Origin of the sequence: Streptomyces graminilatus (genome assembly GCF_001418565.1) — a bacterium.
GTDB classification, from domain to species: Bacteria; Actinomycetota; Actinomycetes; order Streptomycetales; family Streptomycetaceae; genus Streptomyces; species Streptomyces graminilatus.
In genome coordinates this window covers 32,081-50,928 of sequence record NZ_LIQQ01000094.1, presented here as the reverse complement: position 1 = coordinate 50,928, position 18,848 = coordinate 32,081, and the positions used below count along the sequence as shown (strand labels likewise).

General features: G+C 69.6%; 20 protein-coding genes. 9 read left to right on the top strand and 11 right to left on the bottom strand.

The genetic code is table 11. The annotated features are described in order from the left end of the window. The 5 genes from AOK08_RS09945 to AOK08_RS09925 all read left to right on the top strand — a co-directional run. A partial coding sequence (locus tag AOK08_RS09945) for an ABC transporter ATP-binding protein (protein ID WP_055525111.1) occupies positions 1-940 on the top strand: 940 nt, incomplete at its 5' end. Next, the gene (locus tag AOK08_RS09940; protein ID WP_055525110.1) at positions 937-1,578 is read left to right on the top strand and encodes an ABC transporter permease; all 642 of its coding nucleotides are present in this window, start codon (positions 937-939) and stop codon (positions 1,576-1,578) included. The genes AOK08_RS09945 and AOK08_RS09940, both read left to right, overlap by 4 nt. Before the next feature lies 1 nt (position 1,579). Beyond that, positions 1,580-2,242 carry an ABC transporter permease gene (locus tag AOK08_RS09935; RefSeq protein WP_055525109.1) on the top strand — a complete coding sequence of 221 codons (663 nt, stop codon included), beginning with the start codon at positions 1,580-1,582 and terminating at the stop codon, positions 2,240-2,242. Positions 2,243-2,335: 93 nt separating this feature from the next. Continuing rightward, positions 2,336-3,271, top strand: coding sequence for an ABC transporter substrate-binding protein (locus AOK08_RS09930; RefSeq protein ID WP_055525117.1), 936 nt, complete (start codon positions 2,336-2,338; stop codon positions 3,269-3,271). A gap of 107 nt (positions 3,272-3,378) precedes the next feature. Then, positions 3,379-3,825: a hypothetical protein gene (locus AOK08_RS09925; RefSeq protein ID WP_055525108.1), complete on the top strand. Its 447-nt coding sequence runs from the start codon at positions 3,379-3,381 to the stop codon at positions 3,823-3,825. 553 nt (positions 3,826-4,378) lie between these two features. Here the strand turns inward: AOK08_RS09925 and AOK08_RS09920 are convergent. After that, complete coding sequence (locus AOK08_RS09920; RefSeq protein ID WP_055525107.1) at positions 4,379-5,770, bottom strand: cystathionine beta-synthase; 1,392 nt, start codon at positions 5,768-5,770, stop codon at positions 4,379-4,381. A 150-nt stretch (positions 5,771-5,920) separates the two neighbouring features. On the opposite strand from AOK08_RS09920, the gene AOK08_RS09915 reads away from it, so the two are divergent. After that, positions 5,921-6,952 (top strand): SGNH/GDSL hydrolase family protein, encoded by a 1,032-nt coding sequence (locus tag AOK08_RS09915; protein WP_079053949.1) that lies wholly within the window; start codon positions 5,921-5,923, stop codon positions 6,950-6,952. On the opposite strand, the gene AOK08_RS09910 is transcribed toward AOK08_RS09915, so the two are convergent. Further along, entirely contained in the window at positions 6,927-8,612 is a 1,686-nt protein-coding gene (locus AOK08_RS09910; protein ID WP_055525105.1) for an FAD-dependent monooxygenase, read from the bottom strand. The two genes, AOK08_RS09915 and AOK08_RS09910, sit on opposite strands and share 26 nt — an antisense overlap. Positions 8,613-8,687: 75 nt before the next feature. On the opposite strand from AOK08_RS09910, the gene AOK08_RS09905 reads away from it, so the two are divergent. Beyond that, positions 8,688-9,212, top strand: coding sequence for an AAA family ATPase (locus AOK08_RS09905; protein WP_055525104.1), 525 nt, complete (start codon positions 8,688-8,690; stop codon positions 9,210-9,212). Positions 9,213-9,241: 29 nt separating this feature from the next. On the opposite strand, the gene AOK08_RS09900 is transcribed toward AOK08_RS09905, so the two are convergent. From AOK08_RS09900 to AOK08_RS09890, 3 genes are all read right to left on the bottom strand, one after another. Beyond that, on the bottom strand, positions 9,242-10,582 hold the full coding sequence (locus AOK08_RS09900) for a glycosyltransferase family 39 protein (RefSeq protein ID WP_241826901.1): 1,341 nt from the start codon (positions 10,580-10,582) through the stop codon (positions 9,242-9,244). After that, positions 10,579-11,814, bottom strand: coding sequence for a bifunctional glycosyltransferase family 2/GtrA family protein (locus AOK08_RS09895; RefSeq protein WP_055525103.1), 1,236 nt, complete (start codon positions 11,812-11,814; stop codon positions 10,579-10,581). The genes AOK08_RS09900 and AOK08_RS09895 overlap by 4 nt, the downstream gene beginning before the upstream one ends. Before the next feature lie 780 nt (positions 11,815-12,594). Next, positions 12,595-12,786 carry a hypothetical protein gene (locus AOK08_RS09890; protein ID WP_055525102.1) on the bottom strand — a complete coding sequence of 64 codons (192 nt, stop codon included), beginning with the start codon at positions 12,784-12,786 and terminating at the stop codon, positions 12,595-12,597. Positions 12,787-13,412: 626 nt separating this feature from the next. On the opposite strand from AOK08_RS09890, the gene AOK08_RS09880 reads away from it, so the two are divergent. Together AOK08_RS09880 and AOK08_RS48385 are read left to right on the top strand one after the other, a co-directional pair. Then, positions 13,413-13,685: a GntR family transcriptional regulator gene (locus AOK08_RS09880; RefSeq protein ID WP_241826900.1), complete on the top strand. Its 273-nt coding sequence runs from the start codon at positions 13,413-13,415 to the stop codon at positions 13,683-13,685. Positions 13,686-13,687: 2 nt separating this feature from the next. Then, positions 13,688-13,810: a hypothetical protein gene (locus tag AOK08_RS48385; protein WP_277816016.1), complete on the top strand. Its 123-nt coding sequence runs from the start codon at positions 13,688-13,690 to the stop codon at positions 13,808-13,810. Positions 13,811-14,070: 260 nt separating this feature from the next. Here the strand turns inward: AOK08_RS48385 and AOK08_RS09870 are convergent, their stop codons facing one another. The 6 genes from AOK08_RS09870 to AOK08_RS09845 all read right to left on the bottom strand — a co-directional run bounded on the left by AOK08_RS09870 (position 14,071) and on the right by AOK08_RS09845 (position 18,831). Next, positions 14,071-14,457 (bottom strand): hypothetical protein, encoded by a 387-nt coding sequence (locus tag AOK08_RS09870; protein WP_157876630.1) that lies wholly within the window; start codon positions 14,455-14,457, stop codon positions 14,071-14,073. Between the two features lie 150 nt (positions 14,458-14,607). Then, positions 14,608-15,390 (bottom strand): aldo/keto reductase, encoded by a 783-nt coding sequence (locus tag AOK08_RS09865; RefSeq protein ID WP_055525098.1) that lies wholly within the window; start codon positions 15,388-15,390, stop codon positions 14,608-14,610. Next, the gene (locus tag AOK08_RS09860; protein WP_241826899.1) at positions 15,387-15,986 is read right to left on the bottom strand and encodes an AAA family ATPase; all 600 of its coding nucleotides are present in this window, start codon (positions 15,984-15,986) and stop codon (positions 15,387-15,389) included. Before AOK08_RS09860 ends, AOK08_RS09865 begins: the two co-directional genes overlap by 4 nt. Further along, positions 15,980-16,588: a 3'-5' exonuclease gene (locus tag AOK08_RS09855; RefSeq protein ID WP_055525097.1), complete on the bottom strand. Its 609-nt coding sequence runs from the start codon at positions 16,586-16,588 to the stop codon at positions 15,980-15,982. The genes AOK08_RS09860 and AOK08_RS09855 overlap by 7 nt, the downstream gene beginning before the upstream one ends. Further along, positions 16,585-17,775: a hypothetical protein gene (locus AOK08_RS09850; RefSeq protein ID WP_055525096.1), complete on the bottom strand. Its 1,191-nt coding sequence runs from the start codon at positions 17,773-17,775 to the stop codon at positions 16,585-16,587. Before AOK08_RS09850 ends, AOK08_RS09855 begins: the two co-directional genes overlap by 4 nt. Before the next feature lie 24 nt (positions 17,776-17,799). Then, positions 17,800-18,831 (bottom strand): nucleoside-diphosphate kinase, encoded by a 1,032-nt coding sequence (locus tag AOK08_RS09845; RefSeq protein ID WP_079053947.1) that lies wholly within the window; start codon positions 18,829-18,831, stop codon positions 17,800-17,802. Between the last annotated feature and the right edge of the window lie 17 nt (positions 18,832-18,848).

Genomic DNA, 18,848 nt, shown 5'->3' with positions numbered 1-18,848 from the left:
GATGATCAACCGGATGGTCGACCCGACCTCCGGCACGATCCAGGTCGGCGGCAAGGACATTCTCCGACAGGACGCCGCCGATCTGCGCCGATCCATCGGATACGTCATCCAGCAGTCCGGCCTCTTCCCGCACCGCACGGTCCTCGACAACATCGCGACCGTACCGCTGCTGCTGGGCTGGGGCCGGAAGAAGGCCCGAGCCCGCGCGGCCGAACTGCTGGAGACCGTCGGCCTCGCCGCCGACGCCGGCAAGCGGTACCCGCACCAGCTCTCCGGCGGCCAGCAGCAGCGAGTCGGTGTGGCCCGCGCCCTCGCCGCCGACCCGCCCGTCCTCCTCATGGACGAACCGTTCGGCGCGGTCGACCCGGTGGTCCGCACCCAGCTCCAGGACGAACTGCTGCGCCTGCAGAAGGAGTTGAACAAGACCATCGTCTTCGTCACGCACGACGTGGACGAGGCCGTCCGGCTCGGCGACCAGATCGCGATCTTCCGCACCGGCGGCCATCTGGTCCAGTGCGCGGCCCCCGCCGAGCTGCTCGCCCGCCCGGCCGACGACTTCGTCGCCGACTTCCTGGGCGCCGAGCGCGGCCTGAAGCTGCTCTCCCTGAAGACCCTCGCGGACCTCCCGCAGGGCCCGGCCCCCGAGGGCGGCACCTGGACCCTCGTACTCGACGAGGCCCGCAGGCCCCTGCACTGGCACGCGGCCGGTACGGGGAACCCTGACATCCCCGTCATCCCCGTACGGCCGCTCCGCGACAGCGACTCACTTCTCGCCGCGCTCAACGAGTCGGTGGCCTCCCCCACCGGGCTCATAGCCCGCGTCGACGCGACGGGCACCCTCACCGGTGTCTCCTCCCGCGACGACATCCACGCACAGGCGGGCCGCGCCCACACCGATGCCCAGGCAAAGGGCCGGGCAGAAGCCCAGGTCGAGGCATGACCATCGACTGGTCGTGGATAGGCGACCACACCGACGACCTGACCTCCCTCACGGTCTCCCACCTCCAGGCGGCCCTCTCGGCGGTCTTCTTCGGCCTGCTGATCTCCCTCCCGCTGGCCGTGATCGCCCACCGGATCCGCCCCCTGCGCGGCTTCCTCCTCGGCCTCTCGAACATCCTGTTCACGATCCCGTCGATCGCGATCTTCGTGCTGCTGCTCCCGATCAGCGGTCTGACCCGCACCACCACCGTGATCGGCCTGACCGTCTACACCCTGGTCGTGCTGCTGCGGAACACGGTCGAGGGCCTGGACTCGGTGCCGGTGAAGACCAAGGAGGCGGCCAAGGCGATGGGCACGCGCCCCCTGCGCACCCTGCTCACGGTCGAACTCCCGCTCGCCCTCCCGGTGATCATGGCGGGGGTACGTATCGCGACGGTCATGTCGATCTCGCTCGTCTCGGTGGCGACCTACATCGGCGACGGCGGTCTCGGCCAGCTCTTCACGGACGGTTTCCAGCGCGACTTCCCGACCCCGGTGATCGCGGGAGTGGTCCTCACCCTCCTGCTCGCGGTGGTCGCGGACGCGCTGCTGGTCGCCGTCCAGTACGTACTCACCCCGTGGACGAGGCGGCGAGCCTGACATGTACGAACTCTTCAAAAATCTCGGCGCCTGGCTGACCAGCGGCCATCAGTGGTCCGGCTACGACGGCATCGCGCACCGCCTCGCCGAACACCTCCAGTACTCGCTCCTCGCCACCCTCATCGCGGCGGCCATCGGCCTCCCGCTCGGCCTGCTCATCGGCCACACGGGCCGGGGCGCGTTCGTGGCGATCAACCTGGCCTCCTTCGGCCGCGCCCTGCCGACGGTCGGCCTGGTCGTTCTCGTCTTCCTGGCGAGCGGCCTGTCGATGTGGCCGGTGTACATCGCCCTCGTCGCGCTCGCGGTCCCGTCCATCGTCACGAACACGTACGCCGGTATGACCGCCGTCGACCCGGACGTGAAGGACGCGGCACGCGGCCAGGGCATGCGCTGGCACCAGGTCCTCTTCCAGGTCGAACTGCCGCTCGCGCTCCCGCTGATCATGACGGGCCTGCGTCTGGCGCTGATCCAGGTGGTCGCCACGGCCACCATCGCCGCGTACGTCTCCTTCGGCGGCCTGGGGCGCTACGTCTTCGACGGCCTCGCCCAGCGCGACCTGGTCCAGGTGATGGGCGGCGCGGTACTGGTGGCGGCCGTCGCCGTCGTCCTCGACCTGACCCTCTCCGGCATCCAGCGCTTCCTCTTCCGCCACCGCCCGGCGTGACACCCCCGCTGTGACCACCCGCGCCACAAGACCACTCACCGATCCCGCCCAGCCGGCCCACCCCGCCCAGGAGCCCTCCCGATGGCCCTTCCGATGAACCGACGCGCCCTCCTCGGCGGCCTCTTCGCAGCCGCCTCCGTCCCCGCCCTCGCCGCGTGCAGCGGTGGCATCACCTCCCTCGACCAAGGCTCCGGCAGCACGGGCGGAGGCAGTGGCTCCAGCAAGGGCGGCCTCACCATCGGCACCGCCAACTTCACCGAGAACCAGGTGCTGGGCTACCTCTACGCGGCCGTGCTCCAGGAGGCCGGTGTGAAGGTGAAGGTCCGCCCGAACCTCGGCACCCGGGAGATCGTGATCCCCGCGCTCAAGGCCGGCGACATCGACCTGCTCCCCGAGTACCAGGGCGCCCTCCTCAACTACCTGGCCCCGAAGGACAACTCCTCCGAGCCTGGCACCATGCAGAACGCGCTCACCCTCGCGCTGCCCGCCGGCCTCCAGGTGCTGCCGTACAGCCAGGCGGCCGACTCGGACTGCTTCGTCGTCACCCGGGCGACCGCGCGGAAGTACGGCCTGAGCACGCTCGCCGACCTGGCCAAGCAGAACGGCAAGCTGGTGATCGGGGCCGCGCCCGAGGTGAAGAAACGGCGGGTGGGCGCGGTCGGGCTACAGGAGGTGTACGGCGTCGAGTTCAAGGAGTTCAAGTCGCTGGACTCCGACGGGCCGCTGGTCAAGGGCGCGTTGAAGAAGGGCGACGTCGACGTGGCGAACCTCTTCACCACCGACACCGACATCGCGGCCAACGACTGGGTGGTACTGGCCGACCCCAAGAACCTGATTCCCAGCCAGCACATCGTGCCGCTGATCGCCGACCGCAAGGCCGACGACACCGTCCGCAAGGCCCTCGCCCGGCTGGGCAACGTCCTCACCACCGAGCAGCTCACCCAGCTCAACAGCCAGGTCGACAACGACAAGAAGGACCCGGAGGACGTGGCGAACGCGTACGCGAAGGAAAAGGGCCTGACGAAGTAACCGACACCAGCCTGTCGGCATCGTCGTGACCCTAGGGGCTGGCCCAGGGTCGACTGGGGGGCTATCCCCAGTGCCAGGCCCCGGCGGTTTCTCCTACCGTGGTGTGCATGACCGGTATGGACACCACGGGCGCGCACGACGCCGACCTGAAGAAGGAACTCAACGCCACCCTGCAGGCCCGCAGGGAACTGGGCGACGAGTACGAGTCCGCGCTGGTCGACTCGTTCCTGGAAAAGGTCGACCAGCGGATAGACGACTCGGTGGAGCGCCGGGTACGGCGCCAACTGGCCGAGCAGCAGATGGTGACGGCACGCGACTCCCGCAACCCGAAATCCACCGACACCTTCGGCGAGCGTTTCGGCTTCGCCATTGTCTCCCTGGTCCTGGCGATACCCCTGTCGGCCATCGCCGCGGGCATCTCGGGCATCGGCGGCCTGCTGGTCGCGTGGACGGGCATCGTGGGCGTCAACGCGTTCCAGGCGGTGGGCAGTTCGGCGTGGCTCTTCGGCCGAAACAACGGGTCCAGCAAGAACAGCGACACCTGGAACGACTGACGTCCTGACCCGCCTGTCCGGCAACTGAAAGTCGGGGCCTCAGCATCCCGCTTTGTTTCAGCGATGAGGCCTCACGCCCAGCATCCGTCTTCCCGGAGCAGACGCCCCCAACCATCAATTGAGGAACCCCAACGGACAGCACCACGTCCGCGAGAGCGGCGCCGGTTTAGGCGCAAGATAGCGCGGGGACCGCCGCACCCCCCGTTGCCGGGAGGGCGGGACGACGGCGGTCCCCGCGAGGGACGCGGGCCGGGTCAGGGCCGGGCTGGCGCGTCCTGGGCGTCGGTGGAGGTCCGGGAGCCGCTCCGGAGGTCCGTGACGCCGTTCGGTTGTCGGCTGGGGCGGGGAGCCGCTCCCGCCCTTGCCGACAACCACTACTCTGCCGGTCGCGTGTTAAGCGTGTGCTGCGCGGACGTGACACCCTCGTACCACTTCCACGAAGTCTCCGTCCGAAAGCAATCCGAAAGGAAACGGAAGGGGACATCGCGGCACAAGCCGCAAGTTCGCCTCCGACATGCCCCGTTCACCGGATGTTCGCTACACCGGATGTTCGCTACTGGTTGCTGCCCTTGGCGAGGAAGGCGAGCAGGTCCTGCCGGCTGACGACTCCGGTGGGCTTGCCCTCGACGAGCACGATGGCCGCGTCATGGGCGCCGAGTACGGACATCAGGTCGCCGACGGGTTCGCCGGAGCCGACCTGCGGCAGCGGCGCCGACATGTGCTTCTCCAGCGGGTCGACGAGGGAGGCCCGCTGGGTGAACAGCGCGTCGAGCAGTTCGCGTTCGACGACCGACCCGACGACCTCCGCCGCCATGACGTCGGGGTGACCGGCGCCGGGCTTGACGATCGGCATCTGGGAGACGCCGTACTCGCGGAGCACCTCGATGGCCTGACCGACGGTTTCGTCCGGGTGCATGTGGACGAGGGAGGGGATGTGGCCGTGCTCCTTGTACGCGAGGACGTCGGCGACGCGCGCGGAGGGGCCGGTGTCCTCCAGGAAGCCGTAGTCGGCCATCCACTCGTCGTTGAAGATCTTGCTGAGGTAGCCGCGTCCGCTGTCGGGCAGGAGTACGACGACGACGTCATCGGGGCCGAGCCGCTCGGCGACCCGCAGCGCGGCGACGACGGCCATCCCGCAGGAGCCGCCGACCAGCAGACCCTCTTCCTTGGCGAGCCGGCGGGTCATCTGGAAGGAGTCCTTGTCGGACACGGCGACGATCTCGTCGGCCACGGTCCGGTCGTAGGCGGTGGGCCAGAAGTCCTCGCCCACGCCCTCGACGAGGTACGGCCGCCCGGAACCCCCGGAGTACACGGACCCTTCCGGGTCGGCCCCGATGACCTGGACGCGCCCGTCACTGGCGTCCTTCAGGTAGCGCCCGGTCCCGGAGATGGTCCCGCCGGTGCCGACGCCCGCCACGAAGTGGGTGATCCGTCCCTCGGTCTGCTCCCACAGCTCGGGGCCGGTGGAGTGATAGTGCGAGAGGGGGTTGTTGGGGTTGGAGTACTGGTCGGGCTTCCAGGCGCCCGGCGTCTCGCGCACGAGCCGGTCGGACACGTTGTAGTACGAGTCCGGGTGCTCGGGGTCGACGGCGGTGGGGCAGACCACGACGTCGGCGCCGTAGGCGCGCATCACGTTGATCTTGTCGGTGGAGACCTTGTCAGGGCAGACGAAGATGCACTTGTAGCCCTTCTGCTGGGCCACGATGGCCAGCCCGACCCCGGTGTTTCCGCTGGTCGGCTCGACGATCGTGCCGCCGGGCTGAAGCTCCCCGCTCTTCTCCGCCGCCTCGATCATGCGCAGGGCGATGCGGTCCTTCACGGATCCGCCGGGGTTGAAGTACTCGACCTTCGCGAGGACGGTCGCCTGAATGCCCGCGGTCACACTGTTGAGCCTCAGCAGCGGGGTGTTGCCGACGAGGCTGATCATCGAGTCGTGGAATTGCACCGTTGTCTCCGGTTGCCGCACATAAAAGTGGTTGTCATTGGTGCGGCCAGCCTAAGGGTCCACCCCCTCATTCACCTCACGTCACGATTGACGGACGGCAGGTTCGGGGCAAGGAGTGGTTGTACGGCTACGAGGAGGTGGCGGCGACGCATGACGAGCATGTCCAGGGCAAGAGTGGCCCGTCGGATCGCGGCCGGGGCCGCGTACGGCGGTGGCGGGATCGGCCTGATGAGCGCGGCGGCCGTGGGTCTGGTGCTGGCCGAGGTACGGCTGGCGAGACGCCAGGTGGGAAACGGCGGCGGTCCGCACGCGCCGAGCGCGGACGGCCTGTACGGGCGCGGATACACGGCCTCCGGTGAGCCCCCGATCAGACTCGTCATGCTGGGCGACTCCACGGCGGCCGGCCAGGGCGTCCACCGGGCCCGCCAGACCCCGGGCGCACTCCTCGCGTCCGGTCTGTCGGCGTTCGCGGAACGCCCGGTGGAACTGCTCAACGTGGCCTTGCCCGGCGCCCAGTCCGACGACCTGGACCGGCAGGTGGGCCTGACCGTCTCGGACTCCGGCCGGATTCCCGACATCTGCGTGATCATGATCGGCGCGAACGACGTCACCCACCGCATGCCCCCGACGCGCTCGGTCCGCCACCTCTCGTCAGCGGTACGTCGGCTCCGCACGGCCGGCGCGGAGGTGGTCGTGGGCACCTGTCCCGACCTGGGCACCGTCGAGCAGGTCCAGCAGCCGCTGCGCTGGCTGGCCCGGCGGGCGTCCCGGCATCTGGCGGCGGCCCAGACGATCGGGGTCGTGGAGCAGGGGGGCCGCACGGTGTCGCTGGGCGACCTGCTCGGCCCCGAGTTCGAGGCGAACCCGCGTGAACTGTTCGGCCCGGACAACTTCCACCCCTCGGCGGAGGGCTACGCGACGGCGGCGATGGCGGTGCTCCCTACGGTGTGCGCGGCCCTGGGCCTGTGGCCGGCGGACGAGGAGCGTCCGGACGTGTCGCGCCGCGAGGGTTTCCTGCCGGTGGCGCGGGCGGCGGTGGAGGCGGTGTCGGAGCCGGGCACGGAGGTCACGGCGGCCATGCCGACGGGCCCGAGGGGCCCCTGGGCACTCCTCAAGCGCAGGCGCAGGCGGCGGGTACCGGCCACGGACCCGTCCCCTACGTCGTCGACCACGTCGAGTTGAGTGTCGATCGGCTGATCCGGCCGAGGGCGTCCCGGAGGGCGAACTCGCCGGGCGCCTCTCCGGCCCAGCGAGCACCGATGTGCCCGTCGGGCCGGACGAGCAGCGCGCCCCGGGCCCCGAGGCCGAACAGGTCGGCGGAATCGGCGGAACCGGCGGGCAGGGCCTCGACGCGCAAGGGCAGGGGCAGCCCGGACGAGGTGGCCCGGGATGAGGTGACCTGCGGCTGCCAGTGGGCGGGGTCCGGGGTGAACAGGGTGAACCACTCGCCGAGGGCGTCGAGCGTGGAGCGGCCGGGCGCCAGCCAGAGGTGGGGCATGCGGTGCCCCGGCTCGGCGGTGGGAACGTAGTCCGTGCCGGGCTCGGGCAACTCGCCCGGGGCGCGACCGCCACCGTGGGGGTCACCGTCGGGGTCGGCGTCGGCGTCGTAGGCGACCCCGAGCACCAGCCCGAGCTGCGCGAAGTACCGCTCCGACCAGGGCAGTTCGACCGGGCCCGAGGCCATCGCGCCCGCCCCTGCCCGGAGTTGCTCGCGGCGCCGTTCCTGCGCCTGGGACATGAGCTGGGCGTTGGCCACCGCCTGGCGGAGGTTGAGACGGGCGACGGGTTCCCGCTCCGGCTCGTAGCTCTCCAGCAACCCGGCACCCGCCCACCCCTGGACGACGCCGGCCAGTTTCCAGCAGAGGTTGTGCGCATCGGCGATGCCGACGTTCATGCCCAGACCGCCGGACGGGGGCAGCGCGTGCGCGGCGTCACCGGCCAGCAGGACCCGCCCGCGCCGGAAACGCTCGGCGATGTACGCGGTGGTCGTCCAGTGCTGGACCCGCAGCACGTCGGCCCGTACGCCGTGTCCGTCGGGCCCGAGGGCGCGCGAGACGAGGCCGGCCCAGTCGGCGCGCCCGGTGGTGTCCTCGGGGGTGGGCCCGAGCCAGGCCCAGCCGCCCTCCGGGTACAGCGGCAGGAACATGCCGTGCGCGGTGGCGTAGACCCCGGCGGGCTGAGCGGCGGACCAGGCGGTGAGGTCGGCGTCGAAGACGACGGTGGTGACGCGCCCGAGCGCACCGGGACCGGCGGTGCCGATGCCGAGCAGTCCCCGGACGGTGGAGTTGGCGCCGTCGGCGGCGAGGACGTACCGGGCGCGGACGCGGATCTGGACACCGCGCCGGTGATCGACGATCCGGGCGACGACGTACTCCGCCTCCTCGACGTCGACGAGATCGACGACCTCGGCCTCGAACCGCACCTCCGCGTCCACCGCGTCCGCCCCTGCGAGCAGGGTGGGCTCAAGCCGGTCCTGTGAGGTGAGTACGCCGGTCACGGGGCTCTCGGGCACCGGCGCGTCGACCCCGATCATCGCGGCGGTGGCGAAGTCGCGGCCGAGGAGGGTGTCCCGGAAGCGGATACGTCCGTACTTCGGCGGGAAGGCGCGGGCCGCGACGGTGTCGGCGAGCCCGAGCTGCCGGAAGATCTCCATCGACCGCACGTTGACCAGCCGCGACCGGGGAAAGGGCGACAGCTCGGCCCGCTTCTCGACGAGCAGCGTCCGTACCCCCCAGCGCTCCAGCAGGACCCGGGCGGTGAGGCCGACGGGCCCGCCGCCGACGATCAGTACGTCCACGTCCAGGTCATGGTCCACGTCGCCGACAGCGTCCGGAACGGTCATGAGATCAATCATCCGCGACCTGAGCCCGACCGCAAGGGCAGCGCGGGCGCCCTGCGGAGCGTTAGCGTCGCTCCCATGATCGTATGGCTCAACGGCACGCACGGCTCGGGCAAGACGACGACCAGTCCGCTCGTCCAGCAACTGATCCCGGATTCACGGGTGTTCGACGCCGAGAAGGTCGGCGAGACGCTCATGGACATCTCGCCGGGGCTGCCCGAGACGGACAACTTCCAGCACTGGCCGCCGTGGCGGCCACTTGTCGTGGAGACCGCGCGCCGCGTACTCGACTACACCGGCGGCACTCTGGTGATCCCGATGACCGTCCTGGTCGAGGAGTACTGGCGCGAGATCAGCACGGGCCTCGCCCAACACGGCATCCCCGTACGGCACTTCGTCCTCCACGCCGACCAGGACACCCTCCGGGGGCGTATCGCGGACGACACCGTCGTTGGCCCCAACTCCACATTCCGCCTCAAATACCTCGCGCCCTACGCGGAGGCGGCCCGTACCTGGCTGCACGACGAGGCCGAGGTCGTCGACACCACGCACCTCACGCCCGTACAGGCGGCCGCGCTGATCGCGAAAGCCGTCGACGCCTGACCTGACCGGCGTCTTCACGGAACACGGATCTACGGAATCCCCAGTTCGAAGAGCGCGTACCCCGCGTACGAGCCCGAGGCGACAGCCGTGATGCCGAGCAGGGTGAACAGCGTGGGCAGGCTGAGGGTGCGCATGCGGACGGCGAGTGGGATGAGCAGGGGGAAGAGGGGGAGCAGGTAGCGGGAGACGTTGCCGAACATCTGCTGGCTGCTCAGGATCAGGGTGAGGGTGAGGATCGTGAAGACGATCAGGACGGCCGGCGGGCGCAGGCGGATCAGGAGGGGGATGAGGAGCAGGTCCAGCAGGACGACGACCACGCCGATGGTGTCCTCGAAGCGGTAGGCGTAGAGGTAGTCGAAGCGGCCCACCGCGATGGAGGTGAAGACGTCGAGCGTCTGCCTGCCGTAGTCGAAGGTGTGGCCCCAGCCGCCCTTCTGGAGTGCGAAGTAGCCGCCGAGGTTGCCCATCTCGTTGCCGACGTAGAGCAGATAGCCGCCGAGTCCGAGCGGCGCGATCAGCATCGCGATCCACGGACCTGCCTGGTTCGCCCCGCGGCGGTAGAGGGTCAGCAGCGCGGCGACCGTGAGGGCGGCGATGAGGGCGACGGAGGTGGGGCGGTTGAGGCCGGCGGTGAAGGTGAGGATGCCCGCGGTGATCCAGCGGTCGGTCATCACGGCGTGGCAGGCCCAGACGGCGAGGGCGATGTAGAGGGACTCGGAGTACGCCGTCCACTCCATGCCGGAACCGGGCCACACGGCCCACAGTCCCACCGCGGCCAGCCCGGCCCGCCTGCCGCCGAACCGGACGGTGACGGCGTAGATGCCGAGGGCGGCGACGAACGAGCAGACGACCGATACGAGCATTCCGGCGCCGTACAGTCCGAGGCCCGTGCACTCGGAGACCAGCCGCATCGTCGCGGGGTAGAGCGGGAAGAAGGCCGCCGAGTTCTGGTGGACGGTGATCATCCCGGTGGCACCGGGGATGTGGACGAGCGCGGGGTCGTACCCGTTTGCGGCGATCTGCTGGTACCACCAGCCGTCCCAGCTCGCCAGCACGTCCCAGGCGTGGGCGCCGCCGCCGAAGCGCGGGTTCTTCTTCCGGAACTCCCCGGCGGAGTCCAGCAGATACATGAAGACGGAGAAGCCGATGAGCTTCGTCACGCCGTAGAGGGCGAGGACGGGGAGGTGGTGCCGGACTGTACGGCGCAGACGCGGGGCCAGGGCCTCGTCGCCCGGCCCGGAGTCGGCGTCAACGTCGACGACGGAGGCGGAGGCCCAGGAAGAACCGAGGTCGGGACGGCCCACCGGTTGCGTCGCGTTGTTCCTGGAGTTCATGGGGCTCATGGGGTTCACGGGGTTCATGGAGCTCATACGGCCGTGGACTCCGTTCGTCGGCGGCGACGGCCGGGGAACACCCATGCGCGCAGGAGCAGGAAGCGGACGACGGTCGCGCCCAGGTTGGCGGCGACGAGCACCCCGACCTCCGTGGCACGCGCGGCGCCGGGCGCGAAGTGGTGCAGCGCGCTGAGCGACCCGCTGGTGAGGGCCAGGCCGACCGCGAAGACCAGCAGGCCCTTGCTCTGGTGGCGCAGGACGCCGTCACGGCCGCGCACGCCGAAGGTGAGCCGCCGGTTGGCGGCCGTGTTGGCGATCGCGCAGACCAGCAGCGCCAGGGCGTTGGCGGCCTGCGGTTCCGCCACTTTCCGAAGCGCCGCGTACAGCAGTACGTATCCGACGGTGCTGACGGCTCCCACGGCGCCGAAGCGCAGCAACTGGCCGAACAGGCCGCCGTCCCGTGGTGCGTCGGCTGGTGCGTCGGCGCCCCTGCTCAGCGCGGCCGTGGGGAGCTTGCCACGGGCCAGGTCCCGGCCGATCCTGGCGATGCCGCGCAGATCGGCCAGGGCCGTGGCGAGGATGTCGACCCTGCTGTCGGGGTCGTCGACCCAGTCGACGGGCACCTCGTGGATACGCAGCCCGGCCCGCTCGGCGATCACCAGCAGCTCGGTGTCGAAGAACCACCCGGTGTCCTTCACCAGGGGCAGCAGCCGCTCGGCGACATCGCGCCGTACGGCCTTGAATCCGCACTGGGCGTCGGAGAAGCCGACGGAGAGGGTGGAGCGCAGCAGGATGTTGTAGCAGCGGGAGATGACCTCCCGCTTGGGGCCGCGCTCCACCAGGGAGCCCCGGGCCAGGCGGGTGCCTATGGCGATGTCGGAGTGCCCGGATATCAAGGGGGCGACCAGCGGCAGCAGGGCATTCAGATCGGTGGACAGATCCACATCCACATACGCCAGCACGGGCGCCCGGGATCCCGCCCACGCGGCCTGAAGGGCCCGGCCCCGGCCCTTCTCGGCCAGCCGCAGCCACTCCGCCTCGGGCAGTTCGGCGGCCAGCCGAGCCGCTATCCGGGGGGTGTCGTCGGTACTGGCGTTGTCCGCGACGGTGATCCGGAACGGATACGGGAAGGTCTCCCGCAGGTGCGCGTGGAGCCGCCGCACGCTCGGCTCCAGATCCGCCTGCTCGTTGAACACCGGCACGACCACGTCCAGGACGGGCTCCCGGTGGTGCGCCGACAGCGGGGTGCGGAGCGGAAGTTGATCCATCGATGTTGTCATGCCTATCCAGGTTCGTGTCCTACCGCAGGCATGACGTTGTCACCCACGGACGTACTGTGGTCAGAGCCTACGGATGATCGGCCGGAAAAAGTCGGCGTGGCCCCCATTACCAGGCGTCCACCGGCCTTACGGGCGCCGACACCGATCGAAATTCTCCGCCTGACGGTGCTCCATCCGCGCCTCCCCTCATCCGGCCATTCCCCTATACGTAGGGAAAGCCGTTGGGCCCGCCCCGCGTTGCACTCGGCTCCTGTGACCTGGATTACACGCCCCTTGTGAAGAGCCCGGCTCGAAACGGAAGTTGGGGAGCGGGGTGCGCGTGCGACACCCTGCTCCCCAACCGTTCACGGCCCGGCCGTCGAGTTCAGCTACGAGCTTCCTCCGCCGGGGCCACGGCCCGAACCCGGTGATGACATACACAGGCACACACGAGGTAGCGCACACCGGGTACGCCGGTGTCGCGGGGCTCGGAGTCCTGGCAGTGCGGGTGCCGGCTCAGGACACAGCGGGGGGAACGGTACGGGGGTTCAGCCGCCCCGGCCGGTTCGTGGGCCACCGGCAGCCCCTTCCCCTCACCGCCGAGGTCCGCTCCCCCGACGAGCGGAATGAGCCCCCAGCGTGCACCTTTGGAATCCTGGTGGTCACCCTCATGCCCCTCGGGGAGCCCACAGGCACCGCTCTCGCTGAGGATCGGCGCCCCGTAGAACAGGGAGGCGCGGACGGTCCCGCATTTGTCGGTCGCGCCGGTGAGGCTGGCTGGCTCGGCGGTCATCCGACACCTCCGCCGTACGCCCGCCGATAGTCGTCCCACAGCCCTTGCCCGCTCCCGCACCCGTCCTGCACCTTGCGGACACGCTTGCAGTCGTCGCACTTGCGGGCGTGCTCGAACCAGAGCCGATAGGCACGCAGCATGGGCAACTCGGCCTGCCGTACGGCGGATCCGACCCGTCCGCCGGTCATCGGGAACTCACCCCGTCCAGCACGGAGTGAATGTCCCGGATGTCGAGGCTGACGCGGAAGTCAGCGGCCAGAACCATCACAGCGCGACGGCTCCACCGAGTCAGACGTTCGCGCGCGGTCCAGTACGGCCGCACGCGAGCCGCGTGGGACGCTACGGTCAACTCCGTTGCCTGGTCGACGAGGTGGGGCAGGTACGGCCGCGAAAGCCGGGACGCGGAACCGTCAAGGAGAGCCGTGTCGGCGCTGTACGGCGACCGCTGCCGCAACGGAACCAGGTCCATCAAATGCCCTTTGTACTGCACGTTCTCGCAGGTCATGACGGTCCTGGCTGGTTCCGAAGCCGCCTGTCGCCGTCTGCCTGTCCCCGGCAGGATCCAGGCCATCAGGGGCAGCAACACCCCAATGAGTACGGCCGCGCTACGCTCGCGCATGTCGTCAACCTCCCAACGGTTGAGGGCCACGCCCCCGGACTGGTCGCACAGTCGCGGGGGTCTCGCCTGCTCCATTTGCTTACCGCAGTCACCATAACCACTTTCGACAGCGCTCGACAGTGGACGGCAGTGGTTGACAGCAGTTGACAGTTTTCGAGGATGCACGCAAGTTGCCGGACGTTTACGTTCGAGTGCGTGGAAGAGAAGATCAATCCTGCCGCCGCGTCCTACCACTACGAGCAGCTCGCGAAGATCATCGAGAACAAGATCCGGACCGGTGAGTTCGCCGCAGGGTCGCGCCTGCCCGGCGAGATGATCCTGTCCCAGGAGTACGGCGTCGGCTCCAACACGGTCCGGCGGGCGCTGGACATCCTGAGGGAACGCGGACTGCTCGTGACCGTGAGAGCGCGCGGATCGTTTGTGGTCGAACAGCTGCCCGGCATCGACAACGGGCAGGACGAGCAGTAGCCATGGACCTCGACCGGGGCAAACCCGTATGGACCCGGTTCGCCGGTGAGCTGCGCCGCAGGATCGACGCGGGCACGTATGTTCCCGGTGCGCGCTTCCCCGCCGTGGTGGATCTCGCCGCCTAGTTCGACGTAGTGGCGTCGGCGATCCAGAAGGCCGTGGCCGCGCTGCGAGCGGAAGGCAGGCTACGCACGGTGCTTGGGCAGGGCTCGTTCGTAGAGGACGCCCCCAGCGGCAAGGGGTAGGCACGCACGTCGACATGGCTCACGGGCTCCGTACTGCGTCTGCGTAGAGGGAAACGCCGAGCCCTGTTCGGAGAACGGCGAGCGGGTGCGGTGGCCCTGGGTGCAGCGAGCGCGCCGGGGGCCACCAGTGGTGTTCGGCACTACAGGGGCGGAACGGATTCGAGTCGCTGAATCTCGCCATCGCGGACGTAGACCAGCGCCCCGATGGCGAGGGCCTGTAGGCCGAGCAGAGCGCGGGCGCCGGCGCGTTCCGGCAAGGCGGCGACAGCCTGCACGGTGGGCAGGACGCGCACCTCGGCACGAGGGTCGCGGTAGGTGAGCGTTTCCGCCTGTCCACGCGTGAGAGGAGCGGTCACGACGATGTGGGTGATGACCTTGCGGCGCCACATCTGCACCTGGTCGACGGCGACTCTGCGCCGCACCGGCAGCCCATCGGGAAGGCCAGTGAGGACCGCCTGCGCGGCCTCTTCAGGGCTCTGGTCGTGTTCGACTGCCCCCGCGGGCAGCACCAGCATCCTGCCTGACACGCAAGCGAGGGCGAGTTCATGCGCGGCGACGGGTACCAGGACACTGACACCGATGATTGGGGGGGCGCCAGTTCTCGTACGGAGCAGTCCTTCGCGCAGGATCGGGGTCGTCGCTGCGTAAGGCTGGTACGACGGTTGTGATGGTCGACATCAGTCGCCGACCTCCACAGCAGCCACGATCTCCGCGAGGTGGCGCGGCTGGCTGGTGCTGGGGATGGGGGCGACGTGGCTGCCGTAGTCGAGGAGCCATTGCAGCGGTTTGGTCGGCCCGTTGGCACTGGCGAGGCGGCCGGCGTCGAGCGGGCGGTAGGCCACGTACGGAATGCGGAACTCGGCGCACAGCTCGACGACATCGTCGAAGCGGTCGGTGGTGTTGAGGACGTTCTGCACCGCGGCGATGGTCAGCTCTTCGCCGACTTGGTGGACCTGGCTGGGAGTGACCTTCGACAGGCCGATGTGCCCGATCTTGCCTTCGTCTTGCAAGGCCTGCATGACATCGATCTGGTCGTCGAGATCCACCTCGGGGTCGATGCGGTGCAGGTAGCACAGCTCCAGGCGCTCGACTTTCAGACGCCGCAGGCTCGCTTCCACGCAGGCCCGCAGGTAGAAGGGATTACCGAGTGGCTTCCACTGGCCCGGCCCGGGGCGGACCATGCCGACCTTCGTGGCGATCAACACGTGGTCCGGGTACGGGTAGAGCGCGTCACGGATCAGATGTTCGGCAGTGTGGGGTCCGTAGCCGTCGGCGGTGTCGATGTGGCTGATGCCGTACGTGTTCACGGCCTGGACGAGCATGCCGCGCGCCGCGTCGCGGTCCGGAGGGTCGCCCCAGGTGCCGGGGCCCGTCAGGCTCATGGTGCCGAACCCGAGCCGCGACACCGTCTTCCCGGCGATGGTGATGGTGATGGTGCCCCCAGGCGGAGTGAAGGTCATACGAGGCTCTCCTTCAGACAGCTCTGCACGGCTTCTTCGACGATGTGGGCCTGGTTGTCGGGGTCGCTGGTCACCTGCAGGTGGGGGATGCCGTCGCGGTCCAGGAGCTGGTGCACGTGCCGGTCGACGAGGCGTCGGTAGCGGGCGTCGTAGTCGTGACCGGTGTCGACCGGCAGACTCTCGTCGAGGACCGTCGCCAACAGCAGGTGGTACTTGGGCAGTTGGGTGGCGGCAAGGGTGAGAAGGCGCTCGCGTTCCAGCCGGGGAACGGTGCCGCCGCGGTAGTCCAGCGCGGCGTGGAAGTAGGCGATGGCGTCGTGGGCGGCCCGGTCCAGGAGGACAACCTCGACGCCGCGGGCAGCCGCGCCGATCTCGTCGGCGATGCCCTGCGTGATGATCCACTCGGTGGACTGGACGGTGTGGTGCTGCATCTTCGGCAGGCCGGCCGCTGCGGCGCGCTTGCCGAGACGGCCAGTGCGTTCCACGGCGACCCCTTGAGCGCGCAGTTCCATCTCGATACGCCGCAGGAGCATGGTCTTGCCGGTGGAGTGGGTGCCGAGCACCCCGATACGGATGGGCCGGACGGTGGTCACCACAGGGTGGGTTCCTGTTCTGGTTCGGGGGCGCCGGGCAGGCCGGGCGGCACAGCCGCGGCAACCACCTGGTCCCAGGTCTCGTAGTGGTCAGCCATGGCGAGCAGAAGCTGCGCCGTGGCGTAGGCGTCGTAGGTCGCGCGGTGTCGGCCCACGAGCGGGGCCTGTGACAGGTCTGGCGCCACGTGCTCGATCAGGGCGTCGAGGGTGTACGAGGGCAAGTTCTTGTAGGTCGCCCTGGCGAGGCGAAGGGTGTCGATGACCCCGGCCGGCTCCCACTCAGGAAGGTGTCGGAGCAATTCCCGGTAGTCGACGTGCGCGTTGTGAGCGCAGATCCACTCCTGGCCGAGGAAGTCGTGCACCTGGTCGGCGAGTTCCGCCCAGGCCGGTTTGTCGGCGAGGACGGGGTTGGTCAGGCCGTGGATGCCGGCCGCGCGTGCCGTCACCGGCCGCGCGGGGCGGATCAGCCACGCCCCGGCCACGCTGGTGTCCGGCTGTCCGGCGCGTACGGGCAGTGCGGCGATCTCGACGAGGTCAGGCGGGTTGGTCCCGTTGCCCTCGACATCGACGACGAGCAGCGCGGGCCAGGAGGAGAAGTCGTTCACGGGGTGTCGGGTCCGTTCTCCGCCTCCCAGCCGATGGGGGCCCGGCCGTGCTGGCGGTACAGGTGGGGTTTGGCGCGGTCGTGACACTGGTAGCCGAACCCGTGCTGGAGGTAGTAGCGGGGCGGCTCGTCCAGTCCCTCCACGACGATGGCACGGTCGTTGACCTCAACGTCGCCGACCGCCCCGAGGGCGTGCGCTTCGCGGGTGACCTCTGCCAGATCGGGCTTGACCCACGCCCTCGCGCACAGGGCGATCTGTTCCGGCGGGCAGATGTCGCACAACTCCCGCACCCCGTAATGGCCGTTGTAGTCGGCCTCCCCGTGGGCGTGGGCGACCCCGCAGCTCGTCTTGCGGAACAAGACCCCCCACGGCGCTCCTCCGTGGGACTGCGCCGAGTCGAAGGCGTCCAGGATTCGCTGCTCCGCGTCCTCCGGCATGATCTTCCGCCGAGCCGTGCCCTCGTACGGCATCGGCAGCCCATGCTCTTCGTAGTACGCGGCCATCTCCTCCCGGAAGAACAGGCCCGTGAACACCGTGGCGTGCGCGTGCAGGGACAGTTCGCGGGCCCGCTCGATGTGCTCGTCGGAGTCGTTGAGTCCCGGCACGATCGGCCGCCAGTACAGCACCGTCTTGTACCGCTCGGCGTGCTCGTACAGCGTGCGCAGGCTGTCGGCGGCGATCGAGGAGTTCACCGGCTCAATGGCGGGGTGCTCTATGCCGGAGTGGGTGACGAGGACAGTCAGCCGCAGCTTCTCGAAGGAGTTGAGGACAGCGCAGTCCTCAGCGCTCACCCGCCACCGGGTGATGATCAGAACGTGGTTGGTCAGGCCCTGCTGATCGAGCAGTCGAAGCACCGCGAAGACGTGCGGCTTGACCTGCGGAAGCATCGGGTCGGTGGCCCGGTTCAGAAGCTGAATCGGCGTCCTGTGAGGCCGGAAGTACGGGTGATTGACGAGCTGGGCGACCGCGGCCACGTCGCTCATCAGCCGCCGCGGGGTCTTCATGCTGAAGTTGTCGAACAGGTGACGGACGCAGTATCCGCACTCCAGCGGACAGCCGACGATGTGGTTTACCGACAGGCCCGACTTGCGGTATTCGATCACATCGGCAAGTCCGGGCTTGAGCCCGCTGATCTGAGCCGGGGTCAGGAACGGAAGCGGGCGACGGGCGACGATGGGCGCAGTCACGGGGAACCTCCAGGGGAATGGGGGTCAGCGGTCGGCGGGCGTGGGCTGGCGCGGCACGCCGGCCGGAGAGGTGAGCAGCAGGCGGCGGTCGGCGCCGAACCAGGTCCCGAAGTCACGACGGGCCGCATCCGGGTCGTCCGACGTGTGGACGAGGTTGTGCACCAGGCGTCGCCCCGCGAGGGCGGCTTCGAGGCTGTCGTTGCCGTAGTCCCCGCGGATCGTGCCGGCGGCGGCCCGGATCGGGTCGAAATGCCCGATGACCTGCCGCAGCCGGGCGTGGATGCCCGGCTCGCCGTACGCGAGCGCGACCGTGACCTTCTTGCCCGCGTACGCATCGTCCAGGCACGCGGGGATATCGCGGTCGGGGAAGTAGTCGGCGTCGACGAGGAGATCCCAGTAGTGCACATGGGCCTGCCACGGCTGCACCGTGACGTCGGTCCGGCGACGAACGGAGACGCCGGCGGCCTCGATCCGCTCCAGTACGGCGTCGACCAGGCCGCGCTCCACCGCGTCCGGCTTGCACAGGATCACGGAGCAGGTGTCGAAGTCGGACTCCAGCAGCCTGCGGCCGGGTCCCCACCAAGTGCCGTACTCGCGGCGGGCGCAGGCCGGATCGTCCGACGTGTGGACCAGGTTGCGGATGAGGCGGTTCTCCGCATTCGCCACGGCAAGGCTGTCATCACCGAGGTCACCGCGGATGGTGCCGGGCACCGCCCGGGTCGGGTCGGTGTGGCCGATGAGCTGCCGCAGTTTGGCGTGGATACCGGGTTCGCCGTGCGCCAGGGCGACGGCGACCGTCCGGTTCGCGTACGCGGCATCGATGTAGGCAGGCAGGTCACGCAGATTCCGGCGACCGGTGTCGGCGAGCATGTCCCGGTACACGACGTGCGGCTGCCACGGCTGCGCAACCACGTCCATGCGGTCCGAGACTGCGAAACCCGCATCGGAGACCATTCCCAGGATTCGGGTTACCAGACCGCGTGCCACAGCGTCCGGCTTGCACAGGACGACCGCCCAGCGCTCGAAGTCGACGCCCTCCGCCACGGCGCCGCTCATGGGCCTTCCGTTCCCGC

Coding starts and splice junctions, on each gene's coding strand:
- AOK08_RS09940 (WP_055525110.1), top strand. CDS start 937: ATGACCATCGACTGGTCGTGGATAGGCGACCACACCGACGACCTGACC.
- AOK08_RS09935 (WP_055525109.1), top strand. CDS start 1,580: ATGTACGAACTCTTCAAAAATCTCGGCGCCTGGCTGACCAGCGGCCAT.
- AOK08_RS09930 (WP_055525117.1), top strand. CDS start 2,336: ATGAACCGACGCGCCCTCCTCGGCGGCCTCTTCGCAGCCGCCTCCGTC.
- AOK08_RS09925 (WP_055525108.1), top strand. CDS start 3,379: ATGACCGGTATGGACACCACGGGCGCGCACGACGCCGACCTGAAGAAG.
- AOK08_RS09915 (WP_079053949.1), top strand. CDS start 5,921: ATGACGAGCATGTCCAGGGCAAGAGTGGCCCGTCGGATCGCGGCCGGG.
- AOK08_RS09910 (WP_055525105.1), bottom strand. CDS start 8,612: ATGACCGTTCCGGACGCTGTCGGCGACGTGGACCATGACCTGGACGTG.
- AOK08_RS09905 (WP_055525104.1), top strand. CDS start 8,688: ATGATCGTATGGCTCAACGGCACGCACGGCTCGGGCAAGACGACGACC.
- AOK08_RS09900 (WP_241826901.1), bottom strand. CDS start 10,582: ATGAGCTCCATGAACCCCGTGAACCCCATGAGCCCCATGAACTCCAGG.
- AOK08_RS09895 (WP_055525103.1), bottom strand. CDS start 11,814: ATGGATCAACTTCCGCTCCGCACCCCGCTGTCGGCGCACCACCGGGAG.
- AOK08_RS09890 (WP_055525102.1), bottom strand. CDS start 12,786: ATGACCGGCGGACGGGTCGGATCCGCCGTACGGCAGGCCGAGTTGCCC.
- AOK08_RS48385 (WP_277816016.1), top strand. CDS start 13,688: ATGGACCTCGACCGGGGCAAACCCGTATGGACCCGGTTCGCCGGTGAG.
- AOK08_RS09865 (WP_055525098.1), bottom strand. CDS start 15,390: ATGACCTTCACTCCGCCTGGGGGCACCATCACCATCACCATCGCCGGG.
- AOK08_RS09845 (WP_079053947.1), bottom strand. CDS start 18,831: ATGAGCGGCGCCGTGGCGGAGGGCGTCGACTTCGAGCGCTGGGCGGTC.